Source organism: Embleya sp. NPDC025285, assembly GCF_055558835.1.
On sequence record NZ_JBVHLU010000029.1, the window covers coordinates 1 to 24,915 of the forward strand.

General features: G+C 73.3%; 21 protein-coding genes. 13 read left to right on the forward strand and 8 right to left on the reverse strand.

The features are described 5' to 3' along the window. The coding region (locus tag ACZ4FV_RS20840) for a C40 family peptidase (RefSeq protein ID WP_465323051.1) at window positions 1-786 on the forward strand (786 nt) is incomplete at its 5' end. A gap of 98 nt (window positions 787-884) precedes the next feature. On the opposite strand, the gene ACZ4FV_RS20845 is transcribed toward ACZ4FV_RS20840, so the two are convergent. Together ACZ4FV_RS20845 and ACZ4FV_RS20850 are read right to left on the reverse strand one after the other, a co-directional pair. Beyond that, window positions 885-1,562, reverse strand: coding sequence for a LuxR C-terminal-related transcriptional regulator (locus ACZ4FV_RS20845; RefSeq protein ID WP_395869989.1), 678 nt, complete (start codon window positions 1,560-1,562; stop codon window positions 885-887). Next, window positions 1,559-2,821 (reverse strand): ATP-binding protein, encoded by a 1,263-nt coding sequence (locus tag ACZ4FV_RS20850; RefSeq protein ID WP_395869987.1) that lies wholly within the window; start codon window positions 2,819-2,821, stop codon window positions 1,559-1,561. Before ACZ4FV_RS20850 ends, ACZ4FV_RS20845 begins: the two co-directional genes overlap by 4 nt. A 133-nt stretch (window positions 2,822-2,954) precedes the next feature. Here ACZ4FV_RS20850 and ACZ4FV_RS20855 point away from each other — a divergent pair, with 133 nt between their 5' ends. Next, window positions 2,955-4,232 carry a PspC domain-containing protein gene (locus tag ACZ4FV_RS20855; protein WP_395869985.1) on the forward strand — a complete coding sequence of 426 codons (1,278 nt, stop codon included), beginning with the start codon at window positions 2,955-2,957 and terminating at the stop codon, window positions 4,230-4,232. Between the two features lie 76 nt (window positions 4,233-4,308). Then, window positions 4,309-4,827, forward strand: coding sequence for a hypothetical protein (locus ACZ4FV_RS20860; RefSeq protein ID WP_402230302.1), 519 nt, complete (start codon window positions 4,309-4,311; stop codon window positions 4,825-4,827). Between the two features lie 62 nt (window positions 4,828-4,889). Here ACZ4FV_RS20860 and ACZ4FV_RS20865 read toward each other — a convergent pair whose 3' ends face one another. From ACZ4FV_RS20865 to ACZ4FV_RS20875, 3 genes are all read right to left on the reverse strand, one after another. After that, window positions 4,890-5,807, reverse strand: coding sequence for a glutathione S-transferase family protein (locus tag ACZ4FV_RS20865; protein ID WP_395869981.1), 918 nt, complete (start codon window positions 5,805-5,807; stop codon window positions 4,890-4,892). A gap of 70 nt (window positions 5,808-5,877) precedes the next feature. Continuing rightward, window positions 5,878-7,575, reverse strand: a complete 1,698-nt coding sequence (locus tag ACZ4FV_RS20870) for a peptidoglycan DD-metalloendopeptidase family protein (RefSeq protein ID WP_402230305.1) — start codon at window positions 7,573-7,575, stop codon at window positions 5,878-5,880. Between the two features lie 89 nt (window positions 7,576-7,664). Continuing rightward, complete coding sequence (locus tag ACZ4FV_RS20875) at window positions 7,665-8,534, reverse strand: esterase/lipase family protein (protein ID WP_395869978.1); 870 nt, start codon at window positions 8,532-8,534, stop codon at window positions 7,665-7,667. 266 nt (window positions 8,535-8,800) lie between these two features. On the opposite strand from ACZ4FV_RS20875, the gene ACZ4FV_RS20880 reads away from it, so the two are divergent. From ACZ4FV_RS20880 to ACZ4FV_RS20910, 7 genes are all read left to right on the forward strand, one after another. Then, window positions 8,801-9,211, forward strand: a complete 411-nt coding sequence (locus ACZ4FV_RS20880; protein ID WP_395869976.1) for a cobalamin B12-binding domain-containing protein — start codon at window positions 8,801-8,803, stop codon at window positions 9,209-9,211. Between the two features lie 89 nt (window positions 9,212-9,300). Further along, a complete protein-coding gene (locus ACZ4FV_RS20885; protein WP_395869974.1) occupies window positions 9,301-10,653 on the forward strand; it encodes an SWIM zinc finger family protein in 1,353 nt (450 codons plus the stop codon). Window positions 10,654-10,807: 154 nt separating this feature from the next. Next, window positions 10,808-12,286 (forward strand): DUF5691 domain-containing protein, encoded by a 1,479-nt coding sequence (locus ACZ4FV_RS20890; RefSeq protein ID WP_465323052.1) that lies wholly within the window; start codon window positions 10,808-10,810, stop codon window positions 12,284-12,286. 116 nt (window positions 12,287-12,402) lie between these two features. Then, on the forward strand, window positions 12,403-12,990 hold the full coding sequence (locus tag ACZ4FV_RS20895) for a Uma2 family endonuclease (RefSeq protein WP_395869970.1): 588 nt from the start codon (window positions 12,403-12,405) through the stop codon (window positions 12,988-12,990). 85 nt (window positions 12,991-13,075) lie between these two features. Continuing rightward, a complete protein-coding gene (locus ACZ4FV_RS20900; protein ID WP_465323053.1) occupies window positions 13,076-14,179 on the forward strand; it encodes an ATP-binding protein in 1,104 nt (367 codons plus the stop codon). Further along, the gene (locus tag ACZ4FV_RS20905; RefSeq protein WP_395869966.1) at window positions 14,179-16,470 is read left to right on the forward strand and encodes a DUF5682 family protein; all 2,292 of its coding nucleotides are present in this window, start codon (window positions 14,179-14,181) and stop codon (window positions 16,468-16,470) included. Before ACZ4FV_RS20900 ends, ACZ4FV_RS20905 begins: the two co-directional genes overlap by 1 nt. Further along, window positions 16,467-17,630 carry a VWA domain-containing protein gene (locus ACZ4FV_RS20910; protein WP_395869964.1) on the forward strand — a complete coding sequence of 388 codons (1,164 nt, stop codon included), beginning with the start codon at window positions 16,467-16,469 and terminating at the stop codon, window positions 17,628-17,630. Before ACZ4FV_RS20905 ends, ACZ4FV_RS20910 begins: the two co-directional genes overlap by 4 nt. Window positions 17,631-17,695: 65 nt before the next feature. Here ACZ4FV_RS20910 and ACZ4FV_RS20915 read toward each other — a convergent pair whose 3' ends face one another. Further along, complete coding sequence (locus ACZ4FV_RS20915; RefSeq protein WP_402230317.1) at window positions 17,696-18,316, reverse strand: Uma2 family endonuclease; 621 nt, start codon at window positions 18,314-18,316, stop codon at window positions 17,696-17,698. 409 nt (window positions 18,317-18,725) lie between these two features. On the opposite strand from ACZ4FV_RS20915, the gene sucC reads away from it, so the two are divergent. Beyond that, on the forward strand, window positions 18,726-19,901 hold the full coding sequence (gene sucC, locus ACZ4FV_RS20920) for an ADP-forming succinate--CoA ligase subunit beta (protein ID WP_395869960.1): 1,176 nt from the start codon (window positions 18,726-18,728) through the stop codon (window positions 19,899-19,901). Window positions 19,902-19,917: 16 nt separating this feature from the next. After that, window positions 19,918-20,802: a succinate--CoA ligase subunit alpha gene (gene sucD / locus ACZ4FV_RS20925; protein ID WP_395869958.1), complete on the forward strand. Its 885-nt coding sequence runs from the start codon at window positions 19,918-19,920 to the stop codon at window positions 20,800-20,802. Window positions 20,803-20,896: 94 nt separating this feature from the next. On the opposite strand, the gene ACZ4FV_RS20930 is transcribed toward sucD, so the two are convergent. Further along, window positions 20,897-22,078 (reverse strand): RNA polymerase sigma factor, encoded by a 1,182-nt coding sequence (locus ACZ4FV_RS20930; protein WP_465323054.1) that lies wholly within the window; start codon window positions 22,076-22,078, stop codon window positions 20,897-20,899. 139 nt (window positions 22,079-22,217) lie between these two features. On the opposite strand from ACZ4FV_RS20930, the gene ACZ4FV_RS20935 reads away from it, so the two are divergent. After that, complete coding sequence (locus tag ACZ4FV_RS20935) at window positions 22,218-23,996, forward strand: cell division protein PerM (protein ID WP_465323070.1); 1,779 nt, start codon at window positions 22,218-22,220, stop codon at window positions 23,994-23,996. Window positions 23,997-24,047: 51 nt separating this feature from the next. Here ACZ4FV_RS20935 and ACZ4FV_RS20940 read toward each other — a convergent pair whose 3' ends face one another. Then, window positions 24,048-24,710: a hypothetical protein gene (locus tag ACZ4FV_RS20940; protein WP_402230324.1), complete on the reverse strand. Its 663-nt coding sequence runs from the start codon at window positions 24,708-24,710 to the stop codon at window positions 24,048-24,050. Between the last annotated feature and the right edge of the window lie 205 nt (window positions 24,711-24,915).

The following is a 24,915-nucleotide window of genomic DNA, read 5'->3' on the forward strand; positions in this document are numbered from 1 at the left end:
GCCCTGCGCGACCAGATCGGTGTCCTGGCGGCCAACCAGTACCGCAGCGGCGGCCTGCCGCCGTCGCTCTCGCTCGCGCTCAGCGGCGACCCCGAGGGTTACCTGCAGAAGTCGCAGATGATGTCCCAGCTCGACGGCCAGCAGGCCGCCAAGCTGAAGCAGATCGCGGCGCAGGCCCGAGTTCTCCAGCAGGACCGCACCGAGGCCTCCTCGCAGCTCGCGGAACTGGAGAAGCTGCGGACCGAGCTGAACAAGAACAAGGCCGACATCCAGGCCAAGCTCTCCGAGGCCCAGCGGCTGCTGAACACGCTCACCGAGCAGCAGAAGAAGGAAGTCCTCGACTCGGACGAGCACGCGGGCGACACCTCGCGTACGCCCGACCGCAGCTCGCGGGACAAGGAGAAGGACACCGCGCCGGCGACCAACATCCCGGCCTCCGGCCGGGCCCAGGCCGCGATCAGCTACGCGTTGGCGCAGATCGGCAAGCCGTACGTCTCCGGCGCCGAGGGCCCCGGCTCGTTCGACTGCTCCGGCCTGACCCAGGCGTCCTGGAAGGCGGCGAACGTCTCGCTCAGCCGCACCACCTGGACCCAGATCAACGACGGTCCCAAGATCGCCAAGAGCGCCCTCCAGCCGGGCGACCTGGTGTTCTACTACTCGGACAACCGGCACGTGGGCATGTACATCGGCAACGGCCAGATCGTGCACGCCCCGCGTCCGGGCAAGACCGTGACCAAGGCGCCGCTGGACTCGATGCCGTTCCTCGCGGCCATTCGACCCGGCTAGGCCCACGGGGACACCGGCGACACGTCGACGGCGCCCGTCCTCGGATTCGTTCCGAGGACGGGCGCCGTCGTGTGTGCCGGGGTATACCGCCGGTCCGGTCAGACCAGCCGGCGGTCGGTCGCCCAGCGGGTCAGCTCGTGCCGGTTGGAGAGCTGCAACTTGCGCAGTACGGCGGACACATGGGTCTCCACCGTCTTGACCGAGATGACCAGCCGCCGGGCGATCTCCTTGTACGCGTAGCCGCGCGCGATCAGCCGCAGCACCTCGCGCTCGCGCTGGGTGAGTCGGTCCAGGTCCTCGTCGATCGGCGGCACGTCGGTGGCCGCGAACGCGTCCAGCACGAAGCCCGCCAGACGCGGCGAGAACACCGCGTCGCCCTCGCCGACCCGGCCGATCGCGCGGATCAGCTCGTCGCCGGTGATCGACTTGGTCACATAGCCCCGGGCGCCGCCGCGGATCACCCCGATCACGTCCTCGGCCGCGTCCGAGACGGACAGCGCCAAAAAGCGCACGGCCGGGATCAACGACGCGCACTGGCGCAGCACCTCGACCCCGCCGCCGCCGGGCAGGTGCACATCGAGCAGGACCACCTCGGGACGGGTCTCGGTGACCACGGCCACCGCGCTCGCGACGTCGTCGGCCTCGCCGACCACCTCGACCGCCTCACCGATCTCGGCGCGCACGCCGGTCCGGAACATCCGGTGGTCGTCGACCAGGACCACCCGGGTACGCGGCGCGTCCTCGGGGTGCTCGGTGCTCGTCTCGGTGGCGTTCACGTGTTCGTCCTTCCCACAGCGGCCCGGCCGGCCTCGGCTCGGCGCATCTCCAGCTCGACCTCGGTGCCCTCGCCGGGTTCGCTGCGGATGTTCGCGGCGCCCCCGTTGCGGCGCATGCGCCCCAGCACGGACTCTCGCACACCGAGTCGGTCGGCGGGCACCGCGTCCGGGTCGAAGCCGGGTCCGCGGTCCCGCACGAAGACGGTGACCGTGTCCTCGTCGGCCTCGCCGAACACCGAGATCGCCGCGCCGCCCGCGTACTTCGCCGCGTTGACCATCGCCTCGCGCGCGGCGGCCAGCAGAGCGGCCAGCTTGTCGTCCACCGGGCAGTCGCCCACGGACACCACCTCGATCGACACGCCGTGCGCGTCCTCGACCTCGGCGGCGGTCGAGCGCAGCGCGGCGGCGAAGGTGCGATCCGGTTCCTCGCCGTCGGGGCGGTACAACCACGCGCGCAGCTCGCGCTCCTGCGCGCGGGCCAGCCGGGCCACCTCGCGCGGGTCGTCGACCTGACGCTGGATCAGCGTCAGCGTGTGCAGCACCGAGTCGTGCACGTGCGCGGCCACCTCGGCCCGCTCCTGGGCCCGGATCCGGGCCCGACGCTCGGCGCCCAGCTCGCGCGTCTGTCGCAGCAGATACGGGCCGAAGATGACCAGCAGCCCGACCAGGAGCAGCCCGGCCCCGCGCATCGCGGCCAGCGCGTCGCCGAGGCCGCCCCGGCCGAACGAGAAGAACACCAGACCGGCCAGCACCAGCGTGGCGCCGACGAAGGTGCGCAGCGCGCCGGCCACCCGGCTGCGCCCGTCCAGCGAGAACCACCGGTTGCGCTGCGACTCGTCCGCCTGGCGCCACAGCAGGATCACCCCGGGGCCGGCCACCAGCAGCGGCCAGATCCAGTCCCCGACCTTGCTTCCGCTCGTGGTCGCGCCCACGCCGGTGAGCATGGTCGCGGCGATCAGCACGATGATCAGGGCGAGTGCCTGATGCCGCTCCCGACCACGTTCGCGCGGTGGCGGGGTCGTGGCCCCCGCGCCCTGCGGTACGAAGATCCAAAAGGCCGCGTAGAGCGCGATCCCCAGACCCGCGAAGAACGCGAGCGCGACGAAGGCGACCCGCAGCAGCAGCACCTCGACACCGAGGTGCTCGGACAGACCACGCGCGACGCCGCCGGCGAACCGGTGGGAGGCGGCGCGCCGGAGCCGCGGGGTCGGCGGCACGGGCCGGACGGGCGCGGCGGGCGGGGGGTGGACGGCGGTCACACGACCGATCGTCACACGCCGGCAAGCCCCGACGCATCAGGGCTCGACCCTGATTCGCCCTCAGGGTCGAACCAGGGGCGGGCCAGGGCGGAGCCCGATGGGAACGGGGCGGCGGGAGCGCCACGATGGACCCATGAACGACGACATGAAACCCGGTATCTCGGCCGGCGACCGGGCCGGCGACGTCCCGGGCGGCCCTCCGGGGTCGTCCGCGGCGCCCACGACGACGCTTCGCCCGCAGCTCCTGCGCAGCACCGAGGACCGGATGGTCTCGGGTGTGTGCGGCGGCCTCGGCGAGCACTTCGGCCTCGACCCCGTGATCTTCCGCATCGTGTTCGCGGTGCTGTCGCTCTTCGGCGGGGTGGGCGTACTGGTGTACAGCCTGGGCTGGCTGTTCATCCCGGCCCGGGGCGAGGAACAGCCGCTGCTGCGGCGGATCCTCTCCAGGAAGTTCGACCACGGGGCATTGGCCGCCGCCGCGGTCGCCGTCATGGGGGTCGCCTTGTTCTTCACCTACCTGGACTCGGGCTTCGGTCCGTCCATCCCGCTGCTGATGATCACCGCCGTGGTGTTGTTCATGGTGTGGTCCGACACGAAGAAGAAGCACGAGGCCGCGGTCCGCACGGCCGGGGTCGTGGCGATGACGCCGGCTCCCACCCAGGTGGACGCCCGGCCGGAGGGCGCGACGGTGCCCGGGCCGCCGATGTGGTGGCAGGTGCCGGGCTCGGGGTCCGCGGAGGAGAACCGGCCCGCCTCGGCGCCGGAGCCGGTGCGGCCCAAGCGCCCGCGCTCGTGGCTGCGGTTGGCCACGCTGTCCGCGGCCACCGCCGCCGGCGGTCTGCTGTGGATCCTGGACCACACGGGGGCCGCGGACGTGACGCTCACCGTCGCGCTCGCGATCCTGCTCGGCATCGTCGGCCTGGGGCTGCTCGCGGGCTCCTGGTTCGGCCGGGCCCGGCTGCTGATCGTGCCCGCCGTCGTGCTCACCGCGCTGCTTGCCGCGGTCACCGCGATCACCGTGCCGCTGACCGGCCCGTCGGGTGAGCGCACCTATACGCCCACCTCGGTCTCGGCGCTGCCGACCTCGTACGAGCTGGGCGTGGGCACGATGGACATCGACCTGCGTCGGCTCGACCTCGGGGCCGGCGGCAGCGCGACGGTCAAGGCCCGGATCGGCGCGGGGCGGATCCAGGTCTGGGTGCCCAAGGACGTCACGGTGGTCTTCCGGGGCGGCGCCGACGTCGGCCAGGTGCGCACTCCGGCGGGCCGGGACGACGGCTACCGACCGCGGCGCGTGGAGACCACGGCTCCGGAGGCGGGGCCGGGGCGCGGGACGATCACGCTCGACCTGAAGGTCGGCGCGGGCGAGGTCGAACTGTTGAACGGCGACGACGGCCGGGAGCCCCGATGAGCGCGCCGACGGCCGACCCGATCGGCATCCGCAGAACCCGACAGTGCACCGCGACCCGGATGGAGGGCGATTTCCGATGAGGCTGAACAGGTACCGCTTCGACCCCATGGCCCTGATCGCGGGCGCGGTCTTCACCGGCATCGCGGTCGCCTACCTGCTGCGGGCGACCGGTGCCGTGTCGGTGAGCGCGCAGTGGGTCCTGGCCACCGCGGCGATCGGGGTGGGGCTGGCCGGGCTGGCGGGGGCGCTGTGGGCGCTGCTGCCCAAGGGCGGGCCGGAGCCGGTGGCGGCGTCGATGCCGCCGATGGCTCCCACGACGACTTCGCCGGAGTCGGTCGCGTCGTTCGAGCCGGGAGCCTCGTCGGAGCCGACCGCGTCGTTCGCATCGAGCGCGTCGCTCGAGCCGCCGGTTTCGCTCGGGTCGACCGCTTCGCTCGCGGTCCACGATGTGAGCGAGGACCTCGCCGAGCCGCACGCCGACGACACGGCCGAGAACGCACCCGGGGCCGAGGCGGCGGGGGACGCGCCGGGCGAGGCCGACACCGGGGACGACCGCCCCGACCCGGAGCCGCCGACGGTGGACCTGGGCAAGTAGGCGCCGGCGGGTACGAGCGCGCGGGGGGCCGACGGCCCCCCGCGCGCTCGTCGTGTCCGCGTTCAGCCGCGTCCGTGCGGCGTGAGCCACAGCGCCGCGTCCGGCCCCTTGGGTACGACGCCGGTCGGGTTGATCATGTCGTGGGTGACGTAGTAGTGCCGCTTGATGTGGTCGAAGTCGACCGTGTCGCCGAAGCCTTCGGTCTGGAACAGGTCGCGGGCGTAGGCCCACAGGACCGGATACTCGGTCAGCTTGCGCAGGTTGGTCTTGAAGTGGCCGTGGTAGACCGCGTCGAAGCGGACCAGCGTGGTGAACAGCCGGATGTCCGCCTCGGTGATCGTGTCGCCGACCAGGTAGCGCCGCCCGGCCAGCCGCTCCTCCAGCGCGTCCAGGCGGGCGAACAGCGCGTCGAACGCGGCCTCGTAGGCCTCCTGCGTGGTCGCGAACCCGCAGCGGTACACGCCGTTGTTGACGTCCCGGAAGACGTCCGCGTTGATCGCGTCGATCTCGGCGCGCAGCGGCCGCGGGTACAGGTCCGGCGCGCCGGCGCGGTGCAGCGCGGTCCAGCGGGTGGCGAGGTCCAGGGTGATCTGCGGATAGTCGTTGGTGACCACGTGCCCGGCCCGCAGGTCGATGATCGCGGGCACGGTCACCCGGCCGGCGTAGGTCGGGTCACTGGCCCGGTAGGCGTCGGCGAGGAAGGCCAGTCCGGTGGCCGGATCGCGCCCGTCGGGGTGATTGGTGAACCGCCAGCCGGTCTCGTCCCGGATCGGGTCCACGACGGACAGCCCGAGCGCGTCCTCCAGCCCGAGCAGGCGCCGCACGATCACTGCCCGGTGCGCCCAGGGACACGCCAACGACACGACCAGCTGGTATCGGCCGGCCTCCGGGTCGGGACGTCCGGTGAACCGATTGGCCTGCCGGACGAACTCCCCGCGCTTTCCCGTCTCGGCCGCGAACTGCGGCTCGGAAGTGGTCATGCGTCCACGGTAGATCGCCGGGGCCCGGACCGGCGGGCGGCGAGCCGACGCCGGCCCGACGGGCCCGCCGTCAGGTCGGGTCGAGGCCGTTCGCGCGGAGCCAGGGGAGCGGGTTGATCGGGGCGCCGCCGCCCGGGCGCACCTCGAAGTGCAGGTGCGGACCGGTGCTGTTGCCGGTGTCGCCGCTGTAGGCGATCACGTCACCCGCCTTGACCGGGCCGGAGCGGATCTTGGCCCGGGTCAGGTGGCAGTACCAGAACTCGGTGCCGTCCTTGGCGGTCAGGATCACCATGTTGCCGTAGGCCGAGTTCACCTCGGTGCGCACCACGCCGTCCATCACCGCGAACACCGAGGTGCCCAGGTCCACCGGGAAGTCGATGCCGGTGTGGGTGTGCGCCCAGCGCGAGCCGGAGGAGCCGAAATAGGCGCTGAGGCCGCGCTGAGTGACCGGGAGGAAGTACTTGGGCCTGAGGGACTCCTTGCGCTGGCGCTCGGCTTCCTGGGCCCGCTGAGCCTCTTCCTGGGCCCGCCGGGTCTCGTCCTGACGCTCCTGGAGGGAGATCCGGGTCTGCGCGCGGCTGGCACGCTCGGCGAAGTCCTCTGCGCCGACCTGGAGATCCACCAACTGCTTGTCCATCGGCGACATCAACGGCAGGTCCTCGCCGCCCGCCACCGGGTCCGCGTCCTTGGTCTCGGCACCCGCGGTGTGCAGGCCGCCGATCGCGGCGACGGCCATCGCCGCCGCGCCCATCACCGCGAGCGGCGCGCCGGCGGTGAGCGGGAGCGCGCGTTTGCGCTTGACCTTGGCCTTGGCCGGGCTCTCCTTCGGTCGCGTGTCCGCGGCCGGCCGGTCCTGTCGCCGACTCCGCTCGTCCGGCTCGTCGGCCGCGTCGTCGTCCGGCTCGACCTCGTTGTCGGTGCGGGCCGGCACGCTGTCGCCGTGGTCACCGAGATCGAAGGCGGGCTCGATCGGCGCGGGCGTCGTGCCGTCGTCGAACAGGTCCGTCGTCGAGCGGTTGCCACCGGACCACATGTCGGCGTCGTCGCGCACCGGGACGGGGGAGAACCAGGTGTCGGACTCCCACGCGGCGGTGTCCGAAGCGGCGTACCACATACCGGTGTTCGAGCCGTTGTCCCAGGACGGGTCGACGTACGGCGCGGCCGGCGCGTCCTGGACCGCGGTGTCGGTCACCGCCCAGGCCCGGGTCTGCGTCTGCGCGTCGTAGGCGGCGTACCCGCCGCTGTCCGGGACCGCCGCGTAGCCGTACGTGCCGGAGCCGTCGTAGCCGGTCACGGCGTCGTAGCCGCCCGAGACGGCGGCGTGCGCGCCGCTGTCGTACCCGTCCGACGACCCGCCCGGGATCGCCCGGCCGTACGCGTCGTAGCCCGACACCGAGGCGTATCCCGAGGCGTCGTAGGCGGGTTGGTACCCGGACGCGTCGTAGCCCGAGGAGCCGTAGGCCGAGGTGTCGTGGCCGGGCGTGGCGTAGCCCGCGGGATCGTGGTTCGTACCGGCGTACGTCGCCGTCGCGTCGTAACCGTCGTACGACGGAGCCTGCGCGCTCCAACCGCCCGAGGAATCGACCGCCGGGTAACCGCCGTTCGTACCGGCCGGGTACACGTTCGCGTCGTACCCGGAGGTCTGGCCGTATCCCTGGTCGTAGCCGCCCTGGAACGAGCCGGACGGGCCGTAGGGGGAGTACGCACCCTCGGCGTCCGGAACGTAGCGACCCTGCTGATCCTCGCTCGGATAGCGAACGTCCGTCACCTACGTCGCCTTCGTCTCGGGGGCTGGTCGGAATCGGACTGTAGTGCTCTTGACGTTCGCAGGACAATCCTCGCGATGAGAACCGCAGGTCAGGCCGCCGAGCGGGTGACGAGGTCCGGCGGCGTCGAAGCCGGTCGCACGGCCGTGGGCGCGGCGTCGCGCCCGATCGGGCGCACGGTGCAGAGCAATCGGGTGATCTCCGCCGACACGGGCGCGTGCACGGTCGGTGTGACATGCCCGGCACCGGGAACCAGGACGTTCACCGCGTCCGGGTCCGGGTGGTCGATCGCGCCCGACCACAACGGCAGTACGAACGGATCCAGGCCGCCCCGGTAGGCCACGAAACGCGTCGCGCAGCCGGGCGCCGGCCCCGCCGGCGCGGCGATCGGCGCGCCGGCCGGGAGCAGTTCCCGGACCAGCGGGTGCGCGCTGAGCAACCGTGCTGTGCGGGTGCCGCCGTGCGGGGTGCCCAGGGTCACCACGGTGCGTACCAGCGCGTCGCCGCCGAGCAACTGGGCGTGGTAGCGGGCGATCAGGCCGCCGAGGCTGTGGCCGATCACATGCACACCGGTCGCGCCGTCACGTGCGCACACCTGCTCGATGTACCGGCCCGGCAGTGCCGCCTTGCCCGCCACGTCGCCGCCGACAGGGTTGTGGTTGACCGCGTGTACGTCCGCACCCGCGCGCAGCAGCGACCGGCGCAGCGGGCCGAAGATCGAACGGTTGTCGGCCGGCCCGTGCACGAGCACCACCGGGAGCCGCTCGCCGGCCTCGATCGGCGCCGGGTCGGCCCGCCCGCCGGTCCCGCGACGGGCGGTCGGGCGCGTCGGCAGCAGGCCGCCGGGGTGGCGGGCGAGGTGTCCGGCGATCAGCACGACCTCGCGCGCCGCGCCACGCAGGATCGCGGCGGGCGGCAGTACGGGGGCGGGGCGGTCGGGAGCGGGGGACGCGAGCGCCATGCGGGCCTCCGGGTGGCGACGCGGGACGGGCCCGGCGGCTGTGGCGCGCGAGGCGCCTACCGACGGTCGCGAACCGCCTACTGGTGGGTATCCCCGACGACACGCGGACGAAGCGGTGGGTTCATCGACATGACGGTCATTCAGGGTCTCTGTTGCCAAAGGGACTTCGCCCGGCGGGTGCTCGTCCCGGGGACCACCCCGGGCGGCCCGCCCCGGTCGGGGGTTACGCTCCGGGCGAGGGCTTCGCGATGTACATGGAGGCAGTGATGGGTGTTCCCGGACCGATCAGGATCGTGGTGGCCAAGCCCGGTCTCGACGGGCACGATCGCGGCGTCAAGGTGGTCGCCCGAGCGCTGCGCGACGCGGGCTTCGAGGTGGTCTACACCGGATTGCACCAGACCCCGGTCCAGATCGTGGAGACGGCCATCCAGGAGGACGCCGACGCGATCGGCCTCTCCGTGCTCTCCGGAGCGCACATGACGCTGTTCGCCAAGGTCATCGAGTTGCTCAAGGAGCGCGAGGCGGAGGACATCCTGGTCTTCGGCGGCGGGATCATCCCGGAGGAGGACGTCCCGGAGCTCGAGCGGATCGGCGTCGCGGCGGTCTTCACGCCGGGCGCGCCGACCACCGACATCGTCGACTGGGTGCGCGCGCACGTGGCGACCACGCCCGCCTGACCGGGCACTTCGCCCGGATCAGGACAACCGGCGGTCGGGTTCGGCCGGCACGTACACACGTGTCGGTGCGGGCCCGTACCGTGACCGTCATGCTGGAACGGTGGACCGCGGAACAGGTGCTGGCTCTCGCTCCCGACGCGGCGTCACGCAAGGCCGGGAGCAAGCTGGCGACAGCACACCCATGGTCGGCCGCAGGTGCCACGACCTTCGCCGGCGGGGGCGGTGCGGTGTGGGGCGTGTGCGCGGGAAGCGGGTCGACGCCCTACCGCACGGTGGTCGACTTGAGCGGACCCGCGTCGCAATGCTCGTGTCCCAGCCGCAAATTCCCGTGCAAGCACGTGCTCGGGCTGCTGCTCCTGTGGGCGGCCGACCCGACGGCCGTGCCCGCCGACGCGGGAGCCCCGGACTGGGCGGACGTGTGGTTGACCGGGCGGCGGGAGCGGGCCGGGAAGGCCGCGTCGGCCGGATCCGCGCCGGCCGACCCCGTCGCGGCCCGACGGCGGGCCGAACAGCGCGCGGCGCAGGTGGCCGAGGGCGCCGAGCGGTTGCGCCGCTGGCTGGCCGACCGGGTCCATCAGGGCCTGGCGGGCACCGAGCGCGAGGGGTACGCCATGTGGGACGGCATCGCCGAGCGCATGGTCGACGCCAAGGCACCGGGGTTGGCGGCCCGGTTGCGCGCGGCCGGCGCGATACCGGCATCCGGGGCGGAGGGCTGGCCGGGCCGACTGCTCGAGGACTACGCCGAGTTGTGGCTGCTGCTGCGCGCCCACGAACACGCCGACGACCTGGACCCGTCCCTGGCGGCCGGGCTGCGGGCGCGGATCGGCTGGACCGTGGACGCGGAGGACGTGCTGCGCAAGGCCCGGGAGGCGGGCACGGTGGTGCGGGATCGCTGGCTGGTGCTGGGCAGCCGGGACAGTGTGGACGGCAATCTGACGGAGCGTCGGATCTGGTTGCGCGGCACGGAATCCGGTCGGCCGGCGCTGGTGCTGGCCTTCGGGCCGCAGGGCCGCGCGCCGCAACTGGCCCTGCCGGTGGGCCGATCGATCGAGGCCGACGCCGCCTTCCACGACGACGCGGTGCCGCTGCGGGCGGCGTTGGGCGAGCGGAGCGGCGCGTCGTTGGAGGGCACGGAGCCGGCGGGGGTCGGGCCGGAGGAGGCCACCGTGGGCTACGCCGAGGCGTTGCGCAGCGAACCGTGGCTGGAGGCCTGGCCGGTGGTGTTGGCCGACGTGGTCGCGGTGCCGGAGCCGATGGGCTGGCGGATCGCGGGAGCGGACGGCTTCTGGCTGCCGGTGGACCGCGCGCGGACCGGCGAACAGGCGCTGTGGCGGCTGTCCGCGATGTCGGGCGGCGCCGGGCTGACCGTGTTCGGCGAGTACGGCGCGCGCGGGTTCGTCCCGGTGACCGCGTGGCACGAGGGCCAGGCCGTGCAGTTGTAGCCGGTCGCGCGGCTCGGCCCGGGTGCGGGACGGCGCCTCGGCGGCCGGCGGCGCCTCCGCGCGCGGTGCGCGGGATCGGTCCGGAAGGGCCCGGAGACCATCGGCGGTGTGTCGGTCGGCGTTGCCGATCGGCCTGTGCGGAAGGGGAGTTCGGATGCGGGTGGCGGATCCGGTGTGGGACGACCTGGTGTCGGCGGCGTTGGTGGGCACCGGACGGCGACCGGCCGCGGAACTACCCGCGCGGGACGCGCTGGGCACGCTGGCCGCGCGGGTGGACCGGGCGGACGAGGCGGTGCGGCTGCTCGACCTGGCCGCGATCGTGATGGTGCATCGGCGCGCGGGCCGGCGAGCCCCCGCGGGTGCGCCGCCGGCGCCGTGCACCGAGGTGGACCCCCGGCCGGCCGTGCCGGAGCCGGCCCGGGCGCGGCTGCGGATCCTGCTCGAGGGCGACGGGATGGACTTCCTGCCCGAGTGGCTCGCGCTGGCCCGCGCGGCCGGACTGCGCGCGCCGGAATCCGAACTGCCGGCGTTGTTGACCGCCGCCCGCTCGCGGACCGACCTGCGCGAGACCGTGGCCGACCTGGCCGGACCGCGGGGACGCTGGCTGGCCGGGCTCAATCCGGAGTGGGTGTGGCTGACCCGGATCGCGGCCGGTGCCATCGACGATCCGGTCGAGCAGTGGCGACACGGACGGTTCGGTGAGCGGCTCGCGGCGTTCGAGGTGCTGCGCGGCGACGATCCGGACGCGGCCCGGGGGCTGTTGGCCCAGGCGTGGCACGCCGAGCCGGCCGAGGACCGCTCGGTGCTGGTGGCGGCGCTGCGCACCGGGTTGTCGGGCGGCGACGAGGCGTTCCTGGAGCAGGCCCTGGACGATCGGGCCAAGGTGGTGCGGGTGGCCGCCGCGCGGTTGCTCACCGAGTTGCCCGGTTCGGCCTTCGTGGCCCGGATGCGTGAGCGGGCGCTGGCCTGTCTGCGGCCCGGCGGCGCGGGTCGGGTGCTGGTGGTGCCGCCGAGCGAGTGCGACGAGGCGATGCTGCGGGACGGCATCGCGGAGACCTCGCCGACCGGGCGCGAGGACCACTCGTGGTGGCTGGGCGAGATCGTCGCGGCCACGCCGCTCGGGGTGTGGCGGGAGGTGTTCGGGGCGAGCCCCGAGGAGATCGTGGCCCGCCCGCTGCCGCGCCGTTTCGTGGAGGACGTCCGGGAGGGCTGGGCCCGCGCGGCCGTGCTCCAGCGGGACGTCGCCTGGGCCCGGGCGCTGGCCGGGCGCGGCGCGCCCACCCGGCTGCTGACCGTGCTGCCGGCGGCCGAGTGCGCCGAACACGTGGCCCGGCACATCGCCGCGCACGGGCTTTCCGAGGCCCTGCAACTGCTGACCAACTGCCCGGCGCCATGGCCGGACACGCTGGGCGACGCGGTCCTGGACGCGCTCGCGAGCGCGGCCGAGGGCGGCGGCTACCCCTGGAGCTTCAGCGGTGCCCGCGACGTGGCCGGCCGCGGCCTGGACCCGAGCACGATCGACCGGGTGGAGCACCTGGCCGAGGGAGGGGGCGAATGGCCCAAGGCCTTCCGCGCCCTGGCCGACACCCTGCGCTACCGGGCCACGATGCGCGCGGAACTCCTGGGCGGCTGAACCTCGGGCGCCCTCGGCCCGGACGCCCGGTGGTCGACCGGGCGGCCGAATCATTCGTCCGGCTGGACCGCCCGTCGTCCCCTCCTCGGCGGACCTCGCCGCGAGAGGATGGGCGGGTGACCGACGACGCGGATCAGATCGACCCACTGGCGAACCTGCGCCTCACCGCCCTGCGGATGCTGCGCGACTCCGGCGAGTTTCCCGAGAGCGTGCGGTGGGAGGCGTCTCCGGCCGGCCTGGTCATGCAGGCGTCGCCGGACTGGGAGCATGCCCGGATCCTCACGGGCCTGCGCCATCTGCTCGAACCCTCGCTTCCGGCCGAGATCCTGGTGCTGGAGGGTGTTGCCTTCGTGGTGGGCGTCGGCACCGAGCGCACACCCGACCTCGTCGTCCTCGATCCCCGAAAGAAGGCCGAGTTCCGGGACGGCCACGCGTTGTCCGCGTCCGGGGTCTGGATGTTCGTCGAGGTGACCTCGGACAGCACGCGCCGCGTCGACGTGCGGGAGAAGCCCGGCGAGTACGCACGAGCCGAGGTGCCGGTGATGCTGATCGTGGATCGGCACAAGCACGAGGTGATCGTGCACTTCGAGCCGGTCGACGGGCGCTACACGTTCACCGAGCGAGTGCGGGCGGGCGCCGCGGTGCGCCTGCCCGAGCCGTTCGACGCGACCGTCGAGACCGGGTTCCTGCTCGAACACCTGTGAGATCGGCGGCCCCGAACGTGTCGGACCCGGGCGGCAGGATGGGGTCTGTTCGGGTTAGTTCGAGCCCTGGGGGAGCGCTGTGACCATGTCCGCCGAACCGGTTGAGCAGAGTGTCCTGCGGGCGCACGCCGAGGACGCGTTCGCCGCCGAACTGGCCGCGCTCGCCGCCGCCGACGAGCGGCCCCGGCCGCCGCGCTGGAAGCTTTCGCCGTGGGCGGTGGCCACCTACCTGCTGGGCGGCACACTCCCGGACGGCACGGTGATCTCGCCCAAGTACATCGGCCCCCGGCGGATCGTCGAGGTCGCCGTCACCACGCTGGCCACCGACCGCGCGCTGCTGCTGCTCGGCGTGCCGGGCACGGCCAAGACGTGGGTGTCCGAACACCTTGCCGCCGCCGTGTGCGGCGACTCCACGCTGCTGGTCCAGGGCACCGCGGGCACGCCCGAGGAGGCCATTCGCTACGGCTGGAACTACGCACAACTGCTCGCGCACGGGCCCAGCCGCGAGGCGATGGTGGCCGGCCCGGTGATGCGCGCGATGAGCCGCGGGCTGGTCGCCCGGGTCGAGGAACTGACCCGCATACCGGCGGACGTACAGGACTCGCTGATCACCATCCTGTCCGAGAAGACCCTGCCGGTACCGGAGTTGAACGACGAGGTCCAGGCCGTGCGCGGGTTCAACCTGATCGCCACCGCCAACGACCGCGACCGGGGCGTCAACGAGCTGTCGTCCGCGCTGCGCCGCCGGTTCAACACCGTGGTCCTCCCGTTGCCCGCGACCGCGGACGCCGAGGTGGACATCGTCAGCCGCCGGGTGGCCCAGCTCGGCTCCTCGCTCGATCTGCCGCCGGTGGCCGCCGCCGAGGCCGAACTGCGGCGCGTGGTCACGGTGTTCCGCGAACTGCGCGGCGGTCTGACCGAGGACGGCCGGACCAAGCTGAAGACCCCGTCCGGGACGCTGTCCACCGCCGAGGCGATCTCGGTGGTGACCGGCGGCCTCGCACTGGCCGCGCACTTCGGCGACGGCGTACTGCGCTCGGCGGACGTGGCCGCGGGCATCGTGGGCGCGGTGGTCAAGGACCCGGCCGCGGACACCCTGGTCTGGCGCGAGTACCTGGAGACGGCGGTGCGGCCGCGGGCCGACTGGCAGGACTTCTACCGGGCCTGCCGCGACGCGGACCGTGCCTGATGCCCACCCCCGCGCCCGAACCGCCGATCCTGCTCGGCGTCCGGCACCACGGCCCCGGGTCGGCCCGGGCCGTCGCCGCCGCGCTCGCGCAGGTCGAGCCGGACATCGTGCTGATCGAGGGCCCGCCCGAGGCGGACGTCCTGCTCTCCTTCGCCGCAGACCCCGACATGCGACCGCCGGTCGCCCTGCTCGCGCACGCCGTCGACGATCCGGCGCAGGCCGGATTCTGGCCGTACGCCGACTTCAGCCCCGAGTGGGTGGCCATCCGGTACGCCGGCGCACACGGCGTACCCATCCGGTTCATCGACCTGCCGGTCGCGGTCTCCTTCACGCTCGACCGGGCCCGCCGCGAACGCGCGGCCGACGACCCGCCCCGGGACACCGAGGCCGCGCCCGCGCCGCCGCGCCTCGACCCGATCGCGGAGCTGGCCCGACTGGCCGGCCAGGACGACCCGGAGCGCTGGTGGGAGGACGTGATCGAGCACCGGCTGCCCACCGGCGGGGACGCGCTGACCCCGTTCGCGGCACTCGCCGACGCGATGTCCGCCCTGCGCGAGGACGAACCCGCCCCCGTCTCCGGGGCCGAGCCCGACGTCGAGCGGCTGCGCGAGGCGTACATGCGCCAGTGCGTGCGGTCCGCGCGCCGTGCCGGACATCGCCGGATCGCCGTGGTGTGCGGCGCGTGGCACCTGCCCGCGCTCGCCGCGCCCGTCTCGGCCGCCGCCGACCGCGCGCTGCTCGCGCCGCACCGGGCCAAGGTCAAGGTGGAGAGCACATGGGTGCCGTGGACGCACCGCCGACTCGCGCACAGCTCCGGCTACGGAGCGGGCGTCGCCTCGCCCGGGTGGTACCGACACCTGTACGCGAGCACCGACGAACGCGAGCTGCTGCCACGCTGGTTCGTGCGGATCGCGTCGCTGCTGCGCGACGCCGGCCACCCGGTGTCCTCGGCGCACGTGATCGAGGCCACCCGGCACGCGAGCGCGCTGGCCGCGCTGCGCGATCGGCCGTTGGCCGGCCTGGACGAGACGATCGAGGCGGTCCGCGCGGTGATGTGCGACGGCGTCACCGGGCCGCTCGCGCTGGTCCACGACGCGCTCGTGGTGGGCGACGTGATCGGCGAGGTGCCCGACGCGGTGCCCGCCGTACCGCTCCAGCGCGACCTGTCCCGCGAACAGCGCCGTCTGCGGCTGCGGCCCGAGCCCTCGGCCCGCGAACTCGAACTCGACCTGCGCAAACCCTCGCACGCCGACCGCAGCCGACTGCTCAACCGACTCGCGCTGCTGGACGTGCCGTGGGGCGTGCCGGCTCGGGCCCGGGAGGGCAAGGGCACCTTTCGCGAGACCTGGCGCCTGGACTGGCAACCGGAGTTGGCGATCCGGGTCGCCGAGGCGGGCGTGTGGGGAACCACCGTGGTCGCCGCCGCCGCGGCCCGCACGGCCGACCTGGCGATCCGGGCCGAATCGCTGGCCGACGTGACCGACGTCGCCGAGCGCTGCCTGCGAGCCGACCTGCCCGGCGCGCTGCCGCTGATCATGCGCGTGCTGGAGCAACGCGCCGCGTTGGACACCGACGTGAGCCGACTCGCCGAGGCACTGCCGGGCCTGGTGCGCGCGCTGCGCTACGGCGACGTACGCGGCACCGACACCTCCGCGCTGGGCACCGTGGTGGCCGGTCTGGTGGTCCGGATCTGCGTCGGGTTGCCGCCCGCCTGCGCGGGCCTGGACGAGGACGGCGCCAAGGCGATGCGCCGACGCCTGGACGACGTGCACGCCGCCGTGCAACTGCTGCCCGACGAGCAACAGTTCGAGTGGCACGCGACCCTGGACCGGCTCGCCGACCGGGAGAACCTGCCCGGCCTGCTCACCGGCCGAGCCACCCGGCTGCTCCTGGACCTGGGCCGGCTCGACCCGGAGGCGGCCGCCCCGCGCCTGGCCCGGGCGCTGACCCGAGGCGTCCCGCATCGCGAATCGGCCGCCTGGATCGAGGGCTTCCTGGCCGGCGGCGGCATGCTGCTCGTGCACGACGAACGCCTGCTCGCGCTGGTCGACGAGTGGATCACCGGCACCCCCGACGACCTGTTCACCGAGATCCTGCCGCTGCTTCGACGCACCTTCACCACCTTCGCCGCGGCCGAGCGCCGAATGCTGGGCGAGCGGGTCCGCACCCCGGCGCACGCCGCCGTACAGGCCGCGACCGCCGACCTGTTCGACACCGCGCGCGCCGACGCCGTACTGCCGTTGCTGGCCGGGATCCTCGGCCTCGAACGCCGAGAGGCGGCCACCCGATGAGCGAGAGCACGAGCGACGAGCGACTGCGCCGCTGGCGCCTGGTGCTGGGCGGCGACGCGGACGGCACCGGCTACGGCCTGACCGGCGAGGACACCCGGATCGACCGGGCCCTGGCCGCGCTCTACCGCCCGGGAAACCCGGCCCCGCGCGGCAGCAGGCGCGGCACCGGCCCACGCGCCGCCGGCCTGGGCGCCTCCGCCCCGTCGGTGGCCCGCTGGCTCGGCGACATCCGCGAACACTTCCCGGCGGGCGTCGTACAGATCCTGCAGCGGGACGCGATCGAGCGGCTCGACCTGACCCGGCTGCTTCTGGAACCGGAGATGCTGGCCGCCGTCGAACCGGACGTGCACCTGGTCGGCACGCTGCTCGCGCTCAACAAGCTGATGCCCGAGGCCACCAAGGAGGCCGCCCGCGCGGTGGTCCGCACCGTCGTCGACGACCTGGAGCGCCGGGTCGCGCAGCGCACCACGAGCCTGGTCCAGGGCGCGCTGGACCGGGCGACCCGGATCAACAGGCCGCGGCACCACGACATCGACTGGAACGCCACGATCAAGGCCAACCTCAAGCACTACCAGGCCGAACACCGCACGATCGTGCCGGAGCGCCTGGTCGGCTACGGCCGGCAGCGGCACGGCGTGCGCAAGGACGTGATCCTGTGCGTCGACCAGTCCGGCTCGATGGCGGCCTCGGTGGTCTACGCGTCGGTGTTCGGCGCGGTGCTGGGCTCGATGCGCTCGCTCCGGACCTCGCTGGTCGTCTTCGACACGAACGTGGTCGACCTCACCGGGCAACTGGACGACCCGGTGGACGTGCTGTTCGGCACCCAACTCGGCGGCGGCACCGACATCAACCGCGCGCTGGCCTACTGCCAGTCCCTGATCACCCGACCCGCGGAGACGGTCGTCGTGCTGATCAGCGACCTGTACGAGGGTGGTGTCCGCGACGGGATGTTGCGTCGCGCGGCGGCCATGCAGGCGGCCGGCACCTCGTTCGTCACCCTGCTCGCCCTCTCCGACGAGGGCGCCCCGGCCTACGACCACACCAACGCGGCAGCCCTGGCCGCTCTCGGCAGCCCCGCCTTCGCGTGCACTCCCGACCTGTTCCCGGAGGTGATGGCGGCGGCGATCCAGGGCCTGCCACTCCCGATCCCGGAGCCGTAGCGTCCGGGCCGACGTGTCACGCCGGTTCCCCGGGTGGGGGCAGGACCATCCAGAGCCCTGGAACGTCAGGTCAAGGCAGCGGTGTCCAGGGCGGGGAGGTCGTCGGGGAGTCGCAGCTTTTCGCCGAGCGCCACCGGGTCGGCGGATCGATAGTAGGATTCCTCGCCCCGATCCACCGGGTCCGAGTGGCAGACGGCCAACCTCTTCTGTCGGTCGATGAGGACGTAGATGGGGATACCGGCACGGGCGTACGTGCGGTACTTCCCCTCTCGGTCCACCTTCCCGTTGCTGGGAGACGTGATCTCACCGGCGAGGTGGACCATGCTCGCCGGATACCAGCCGTCGTGACTGGTGCGGTAAGCCTCATCGGAGTCGTTCGGCAGACGGTACGGAATCACGAAATCCGGGATGAAGGCGCCGGTTACGTGCCTTTCCCCGGCCGGTTCCGAGCAGTATCCGTTGCCGATCAGAGCCAAGTCGACGCCTGCCATCCGCAACTGAACGATCAGTTCGACGGCCCAGCGATTGTGCTGGTCGTTTGCCGGCGGTGTCATGTGATAGTTCCCCTCGATGAACTCCACGCGCACGCCCTTCGGGGCCGCCAGCGTTGCGATGAACGCGGTGGGCCGCGTGGTGAAGACATCGAGCGGCGAGGCGATCCCCGGCTCGTGGGCGAGCGCCGTCATCTCGACTCCTTCTTCGGGACTGGGTTGCGTGTCCATGCTGTCCGCTCCGTTCGTCCGTCTGTCGGGATTCCCTGTAAGTGTGATTGTCGGCCGCAGGGCTTCGGCGTGGGATGGGACACATTGCCGCGATCACGGTCCGTTTCGGTGTGTTCCCTGTGTCACGGTGGAACAGGCCTAAACGGGCGGATCTCGACACCCGGCAGGGTTGGTTTCGAGCTTTGCTCGCGGAGTGTGATCAAGACCCTGATTCGGGGCCCGCGCTCTTGCCCGATAACCTGCCAGGCGGATCAGCTACGCGTGCGGACGCCGTCCACCAGAGTCTGGGGGCGAGCCTGCCGGACCCTGCGCGACGACGGACGCGGCTGCGCATGTTCCGCATATCCGATCGCGATCACAAGGACGGACCCGCGTGGACCTGTTCGAGTACCAGGCGAGGGATCTCTTCGCTAAGCACGGTGTGCCGGTTCTGCCCGGTGAAGTCGTCTTCACGCCGGAGGAGGCACGGGCCGCCGCCGAGCGCATGGGCGGCAAGGCCGTTGTCAAGGCGCAGGTGAAGGTCGGTGGCCGCGGCAAGGCCGGTGGCGTCAAGCTGGCGTTCAGCACCGACGAGGTCGTCGAGAAGACCGAGCAGATCCTCGGCCTCGACATCAAGGGCCACATCGTCAAGAAGGTCATGCTGGCCGGGCTGGCCAAGCCGGTGGACGAGTACTACGTCTCGTTCCTGCTCGACCGTACCAACCGCACCTTCCTGGCGATGGCGTCGGTCGAGGGTGGCGTCGAGATCGAGGTCGTCGCCGAGGAGAACCCCGACGCGCTCGCCAAGATCCCGGTCGACGCGATCGAGGGCGTGACCGAGGCCAAGGCCCGCGAGATCGTCGAGGCGGCGAAGTTCCCGGCCGAGCTGCACGACCAGATCGTGGCGACCCTCAAGACGTTGTGGACCGTCTTCGTCGAAGAGGACGCCACGCTCGTCGAGGTCAACCCGCTGATCAAGTCCGAAGAGGGCAAGATCATCGCGCTGGACGGCAAGGTCTCGCTGGACGAGAACGCCGACTTCCGCCACCCCGACCACGAGGCGCTCGAGGACAGGGACGCGGCCGACCCGCTGGAGGCGGCGGCCAAGGCCAAGGGCCTGAACTACGTCAAGCTCGACGGCTCGGTCGGCATCATCGGCAACGGCGCGGGCCTGGTCATGTCCACGCTCGACGTGGTCGCGTACGCCGGGGAGAACCACGGCGGCGTGAAGCCGGCCAACTTCCTCGACATCGGCGGCGGCGCGTCCGCCGAGGTGATGGCGAACGGCCTGGAGATCATCCTGGGCGACGCCGACGTCAAGTCGGTGTTCGTCAACGTCTTCGGCGGCATCACCGCGTGCGACGCGGTCGCGAACGGCATCGTGCAGGCGCTCGAACTGCTCGAGCAGAAGGGCGAGGCGGTCACCAAGCCGCTCGTCGTGCGTCTGGACGGGAACAACGCGGAGCTGGGTCGGCAGATCCTGACCGACGCGAACCACCCGCTGGTCCAGCAGGTGGACACCATGGATGGCGCGGCCGAGCGGGCCGCCGAGCTCGCTGCCGCGAAGTAAGGGAGACCGACCCAGCATGGCTATCTTCCTGACCAAGGACAGCAAGGTCATCGTCCAGGGCATGACCGGCTCCGAGGGGATGAAGCACACCCACCGGATGCTCGCCTCCGGGACGAACATCGTCGGTGGCGTGAACCCGCGCAAGGCCGGCACCACGGTCGACGTGGACGGCACCGAGGTACCGGTATTCGGCACCGTGGCCGAGGCCATGGAGGCCACCGGCGCGGACGTCACGGTGGTCTTCGTGCCGCCGAAGTTCACCAAGGACGCCGTGGTCGAGGCCATCGAGGCCGGGATCGGCCTCGCGGTGGTGATCACCGAGGGCGTGCCGGTGCACGACACCGCGCAGTTCTGGGCGCTCGCCGGCGCCAAGGGCAACAAGACCCGGATCATCGGCCCGAACTGTCCCGGCCTGATCACCCCGGGTCAGTCCAACGCGGGCATCATCCCGGCCGCCATCACCAAGCCGGGCCGGATCGGTCTGGTGTCCAAGTCGGGCACCCTGACCTACCAGATGATGTACGAGCTGGCCGACATCGGCTTCTCGACCGCCGTCGGCATCGGCGGCGACCCGATCATCGGCACCACGCACATCGACTGCCTCCAGGCGTTCCAGGACGACCCGGACACCGACGCGATCGTGATGATCGGCGAGATCGGCGGCGACGCCGAGGAGCGTGCCGCGGCCTACATCGCCGAGCACATCACCAAGCCGGTCGTCGGCTACGTCGCGGGCTTCACCGCCCCCGAGGGCAAGACCATGGGCCACGCCGGCGCCATCGTCTCGGGCTCCTCGGGCACCGCACAGGCCAAGCAGGACGCGCTCGAGGCCGTCGGCGTCAAGGTCGGCAAGACGCCGTCCGAGACGGCGCGCCTGATGCGCGAGATCATGGCGGGCTGACCCACCGGTCGCCCGTAGCCGACGACGCCCCGCGAACCGCTTTCCAGGCGGTTCGCGGGGCGTCGTGGTTTCCTCCAGCCCGCACGGGACCCGGTCAGAGCGGCGGCGTGCGCCGGAGACCGTTGTCCAGGCAGCTCGTGTCGAGCACGAACGCGCTCTTCGGGGCGGGCATCGTGTCCGGCCCGCTCGGGGCCGCCGACGCGAGGGTGAACATCCCGGTCGGGGTCGGCCCGAACGTGCGTTGCACGGTGGGCGCCACCGGCCGGACCAGCGGCTTGATCGGCTGTGTCGGCGCGGCGGCCGGCTCCGGGCCGACGGGCTGCGCCGCCGGTTCCGCCGCGGGTGCCGGCTCCGGTTCCGCGGGCGCCGGCGCGGCCGGCGGAGTGGGTGCCTCCGGCGCCGGCGGTGCGGCGGCCGGTGCGGGCGGTGCGGCGGCCGGCGCCGGTGGGGTCTCCACGTCGCCGGGTACCGGTGGCAGGCGTCGGGCCACCTCGGGACCGGTGATCGGGCGGACCCGGTAGCCGCCTCGCGAGTCCCGCGAGGTGGCCGGGTCGAGCAGCCGGGGCAGCGACGTGATCACGAGGGCGAGGACCGCCGCCGCGACCATCGCGACCAGCACCGAGGTCCGCGTCCTGCTGCCCAGCCTGGCCGCGTGCGGCCCGGGCACACGCGGTTCGTACCGTGCCGCGAGATCGCACGTGATCGTGCTCAGGAAGTCGTGCGCCTCCTGGCAGTTCGGTGACGGCCCGGTCAGCGCCGGGACCAGCTCGGCCAGGTCCTCGTGCGCGTGCACGAGCCGCATCAGGGTCGCCTCGGTGGTCGCCTCGGTCTCGACCGCGACCTGCTCCGGCGACATCCCGAACAGGTGACGCAGCACGAACACCCGCCGACGGTGCCCGGGCACCCGTTGGAGCGCGCGCAGGAGCGCGATGTCCTGCTCGCGACGCGCGTCGTCGTCCGTGTGCGGGACGACCCGGTCGGTGTGGTCCGGATGCGGCACCAGGCGCCACATCGCGCGCCGCAGCAGGAACCGGTGGCCGAGCGCGAGGTCGCCGGCGAGGGTGCGTACGTGGCCGGCGTCGGCCGGAGTGTTCGCGACGTCCGGCAGGTCGCGCCAGACCAGCGCGAAGGCGCGCCGGGTCACGTGTGCGGCCCGGGTGGGGCTCGCGGTCAACAGGTACGCGTAGCGCGCGATGTCGGATGCGATCGCCGCGTGCAGGGCCTCGAAGCCCGGGGCACGCTCGCGGGAGGTGTTCCGCTCGTTGTCGATGCCCATAGGGGCCTGAGGTACCCGAGGGGCGATTGATAATGCATATTAAATGACCCCAATCGAGCAAATGGGGTGTCTTGCCGCGCTCGGCGGCCATATGCGGCCCGGATCGGATCCGCGTTGGCAGCATGGGGCCGTGACCGAAATGCCGGAAAACGAACGCGGCCCGTCGGCGCCCTGGACGGTGGCCCGATCCACCCCGTGGGCCGGCGTCGAGCGCCTTCCGGCCACCCCCGGGATGTCCCCGCCCCAAGCTCTGGGGGAGTCGCCCGGGTCGCTGCCGGAGGCGGAACCCGGGTCGGTCGTCGATCCCCCCGAAACCGCCGAGACGCCGGGACCGTCCGGGCCGCCGGACCCGGTGGACCGGGTGGACCCGGTGGCTCCGGGAGACCCGGGAGACCCGGGAGACCGGGAGGACTCGGTGGACCCCTCCGAACCCGGGGAGTGCGCCGCCGAGTACTCGGGGTCCACCGAGGCCACCAAGCCCGCCGAGGTCCTCCTCGCCCCGCCCCGCCCCGAGACTCCGCCGATCGTCGTCCCGTCCAAGCCGGACCGTCCGCCCGCCGCGCTCCCGGTGCTGAGCCCCGTCGAGACCCCCGGTGGGCCCGAGTCGCCCGCCGATCGCCCGTGGGGCCCACCGGAGCCCGGCCGCTCGCCGGCCGCGGTCCTGGCCGCCCTGCCGGGCCTGCCTGCCCTGGTCGCCCTCGCCGACCGCCGCCCCGACACCGCCCGGATCGCGCAGGCGCTGGCCCGAGGCGTGGTGTCGGCGCTGCTCGCGGTCGGGGCCGGGCTCGGCGGCGTGGCGGTGCTCGTACTGATCGTGGCCACGTGCGGCGCCACCTCGGGCGGCTTCGATCACCCGCAGGCGCTGCTGCGGGTGATCGGCGGCATTTGGCTCGCCGCGCACCACGTGGGCTTCGAGTTCGTCGAGATCAGCCATCGGGCGACCGGATCGGTCGAACCGATCGTGACCGTGGTACCGCTGCGGCTCGCCCCGCTCGGCCTGACCGTGCCGCTGATCTGGGTGTTGTGCCGGATCGGCCGGCGGCTCGCGGACGGTCTGGCCGGGACCGCGATCGTGCTCGCGTCCCAGGTGCTGGTGTACACCGGCCTGCTGTACGCGGTCGCCCTCGGCGTCGGTACGGCGAGCGTGCGGCCCGTGTTCGACACGGTCGTGCCGGCCGCGCTCGGGGTCCTGGCGGCCGGGGTGCTCGGCGCGTTCGGGCCCGCGCTGGTCCGGGTGCCCGCCGTCCGGGCCGCCCTGGCCTCGGCCGCGGTGCTCGCGGCGGGCGGGGCGCTCCTGGTGCTCGCGTGCCTGTTCGCGCACGCGGGCCAGGTTCGGGTCGCGCTGGCGCTGACCACCCACGACCCGGTCGGCTTCGCGGCGCTGGCCGTACTGTGCGCCGCGCTGGTGCCCAACGCGATCGTGTGGGCGGTGTCCTACGCCGCCGGCACCGGGTTCGCGCTCGGCGCGGCCACCACCATCGCGCCCACCGGCGGCACCCTGGGCACGCTGCCCACCCTGCCGCTGCTCGCCGCGCTGCCCGGCCCGGCCACGGTGCCCTCCACCGCGTGGGCGCCCGCGGTGCTCCCGGTGCTCGCGGGCGTCGCGGCGGGCTTCTTCGCGGCCCGCGCCGAGCCGCCCCGGGCCTGGCTCGCGGTCACCTCGCACGCCGCGGGCGCGGGCCTGGGTGTCGGCCTGCTCGCCCTCGCCTCGGCCCGGCTCGCCTCCGGCACCGCCGGCCTGGCCAACCTCGCCGACCTGGGCCCGAACGTGTGGCGCACCGCCGCCGCGCTGACCGTCGAGATCGCGCTGATCGCCGCCCCGACCGCGCTGGCCACGACCTGGTGGCGCGGCCAAAAAAGCCCGAAGGCCGCCCCCGCCGAGACGGAGACGGCCCTCGGAACCACCGGCCCTTCCTAGCCGAGCGCGGCACGCAGGAAGAACTCGGCACCCAGCGGCACCCGGCGATACCTAGAACGTGCCGTCCACGACCCAGTGGTAGCGCTCGGGCAGCTTGTCCAGGCAACGCTGCTCGCCGGTCTTGGTGAGCGCGCTGTCCATGCAGTCGTAGTAGTCCTTGTTGACCGCCTCGAACGTCCACACGCCCAGCACGTAGACCACCGCGATCGCGCCGGTGACCAGACCCGCGAGCGCGGCGCCGGAACGGGCGCCCGCCGGTCGGCGAACGCGCGGCCGATGCGCCGGACCGCCCGGGGCGTGCCCCGGATGCCGCGCGGTGCCGCCGGGACCCTCCTCGATTCGCGGTCCGGCCGTGGCCGGCGTCGTCCCGCGCACCGTGCGGATGCCGAGCACCAGCGCGACCACGCCCAGCACCACGCCGAGCACCAGACCCAGGTCGGACGGCAGGAACAGCGCGAAGAACACCGCCCACACCCCCGACCACAGCGCCAGTCGGCCGTTGCGGACCCGGATGTCCTTCGGGTCGGGCTGCTCGCGCGGTTCGCGCGGAGCCCGTTGCGGCCGGTCCTCGCGACCGTGCCGATCGCCCCCGTTGCCGCCGTCCCCTCGCCCGTTGCCGGGCACGTTCCACGGGGCGGCCGGCGGGCGATCGGGCGTACCCTCCGGCGGCGGGGCGTAGGGATCCCGCTCGTCGGTCTCGTTGCCGGTACTCATCCTCTGCCTGCCCTCGTCGTGCCGGATCGCGGGATTCCCTTCCCAGGATCGTACGTGTGCGGGGTGCACCGTAGCCGGGCGGCGGCGCCCAAGTGGCCTCAAGGGCCCGTCGGGCGGATGCCGCCGGGTCCGCCGATGCCGTCCCACCCCGCCGGTTCGGTACTGCCTACCCCCTGACGCTATCGTTGCCGACGTACGGGCGTCG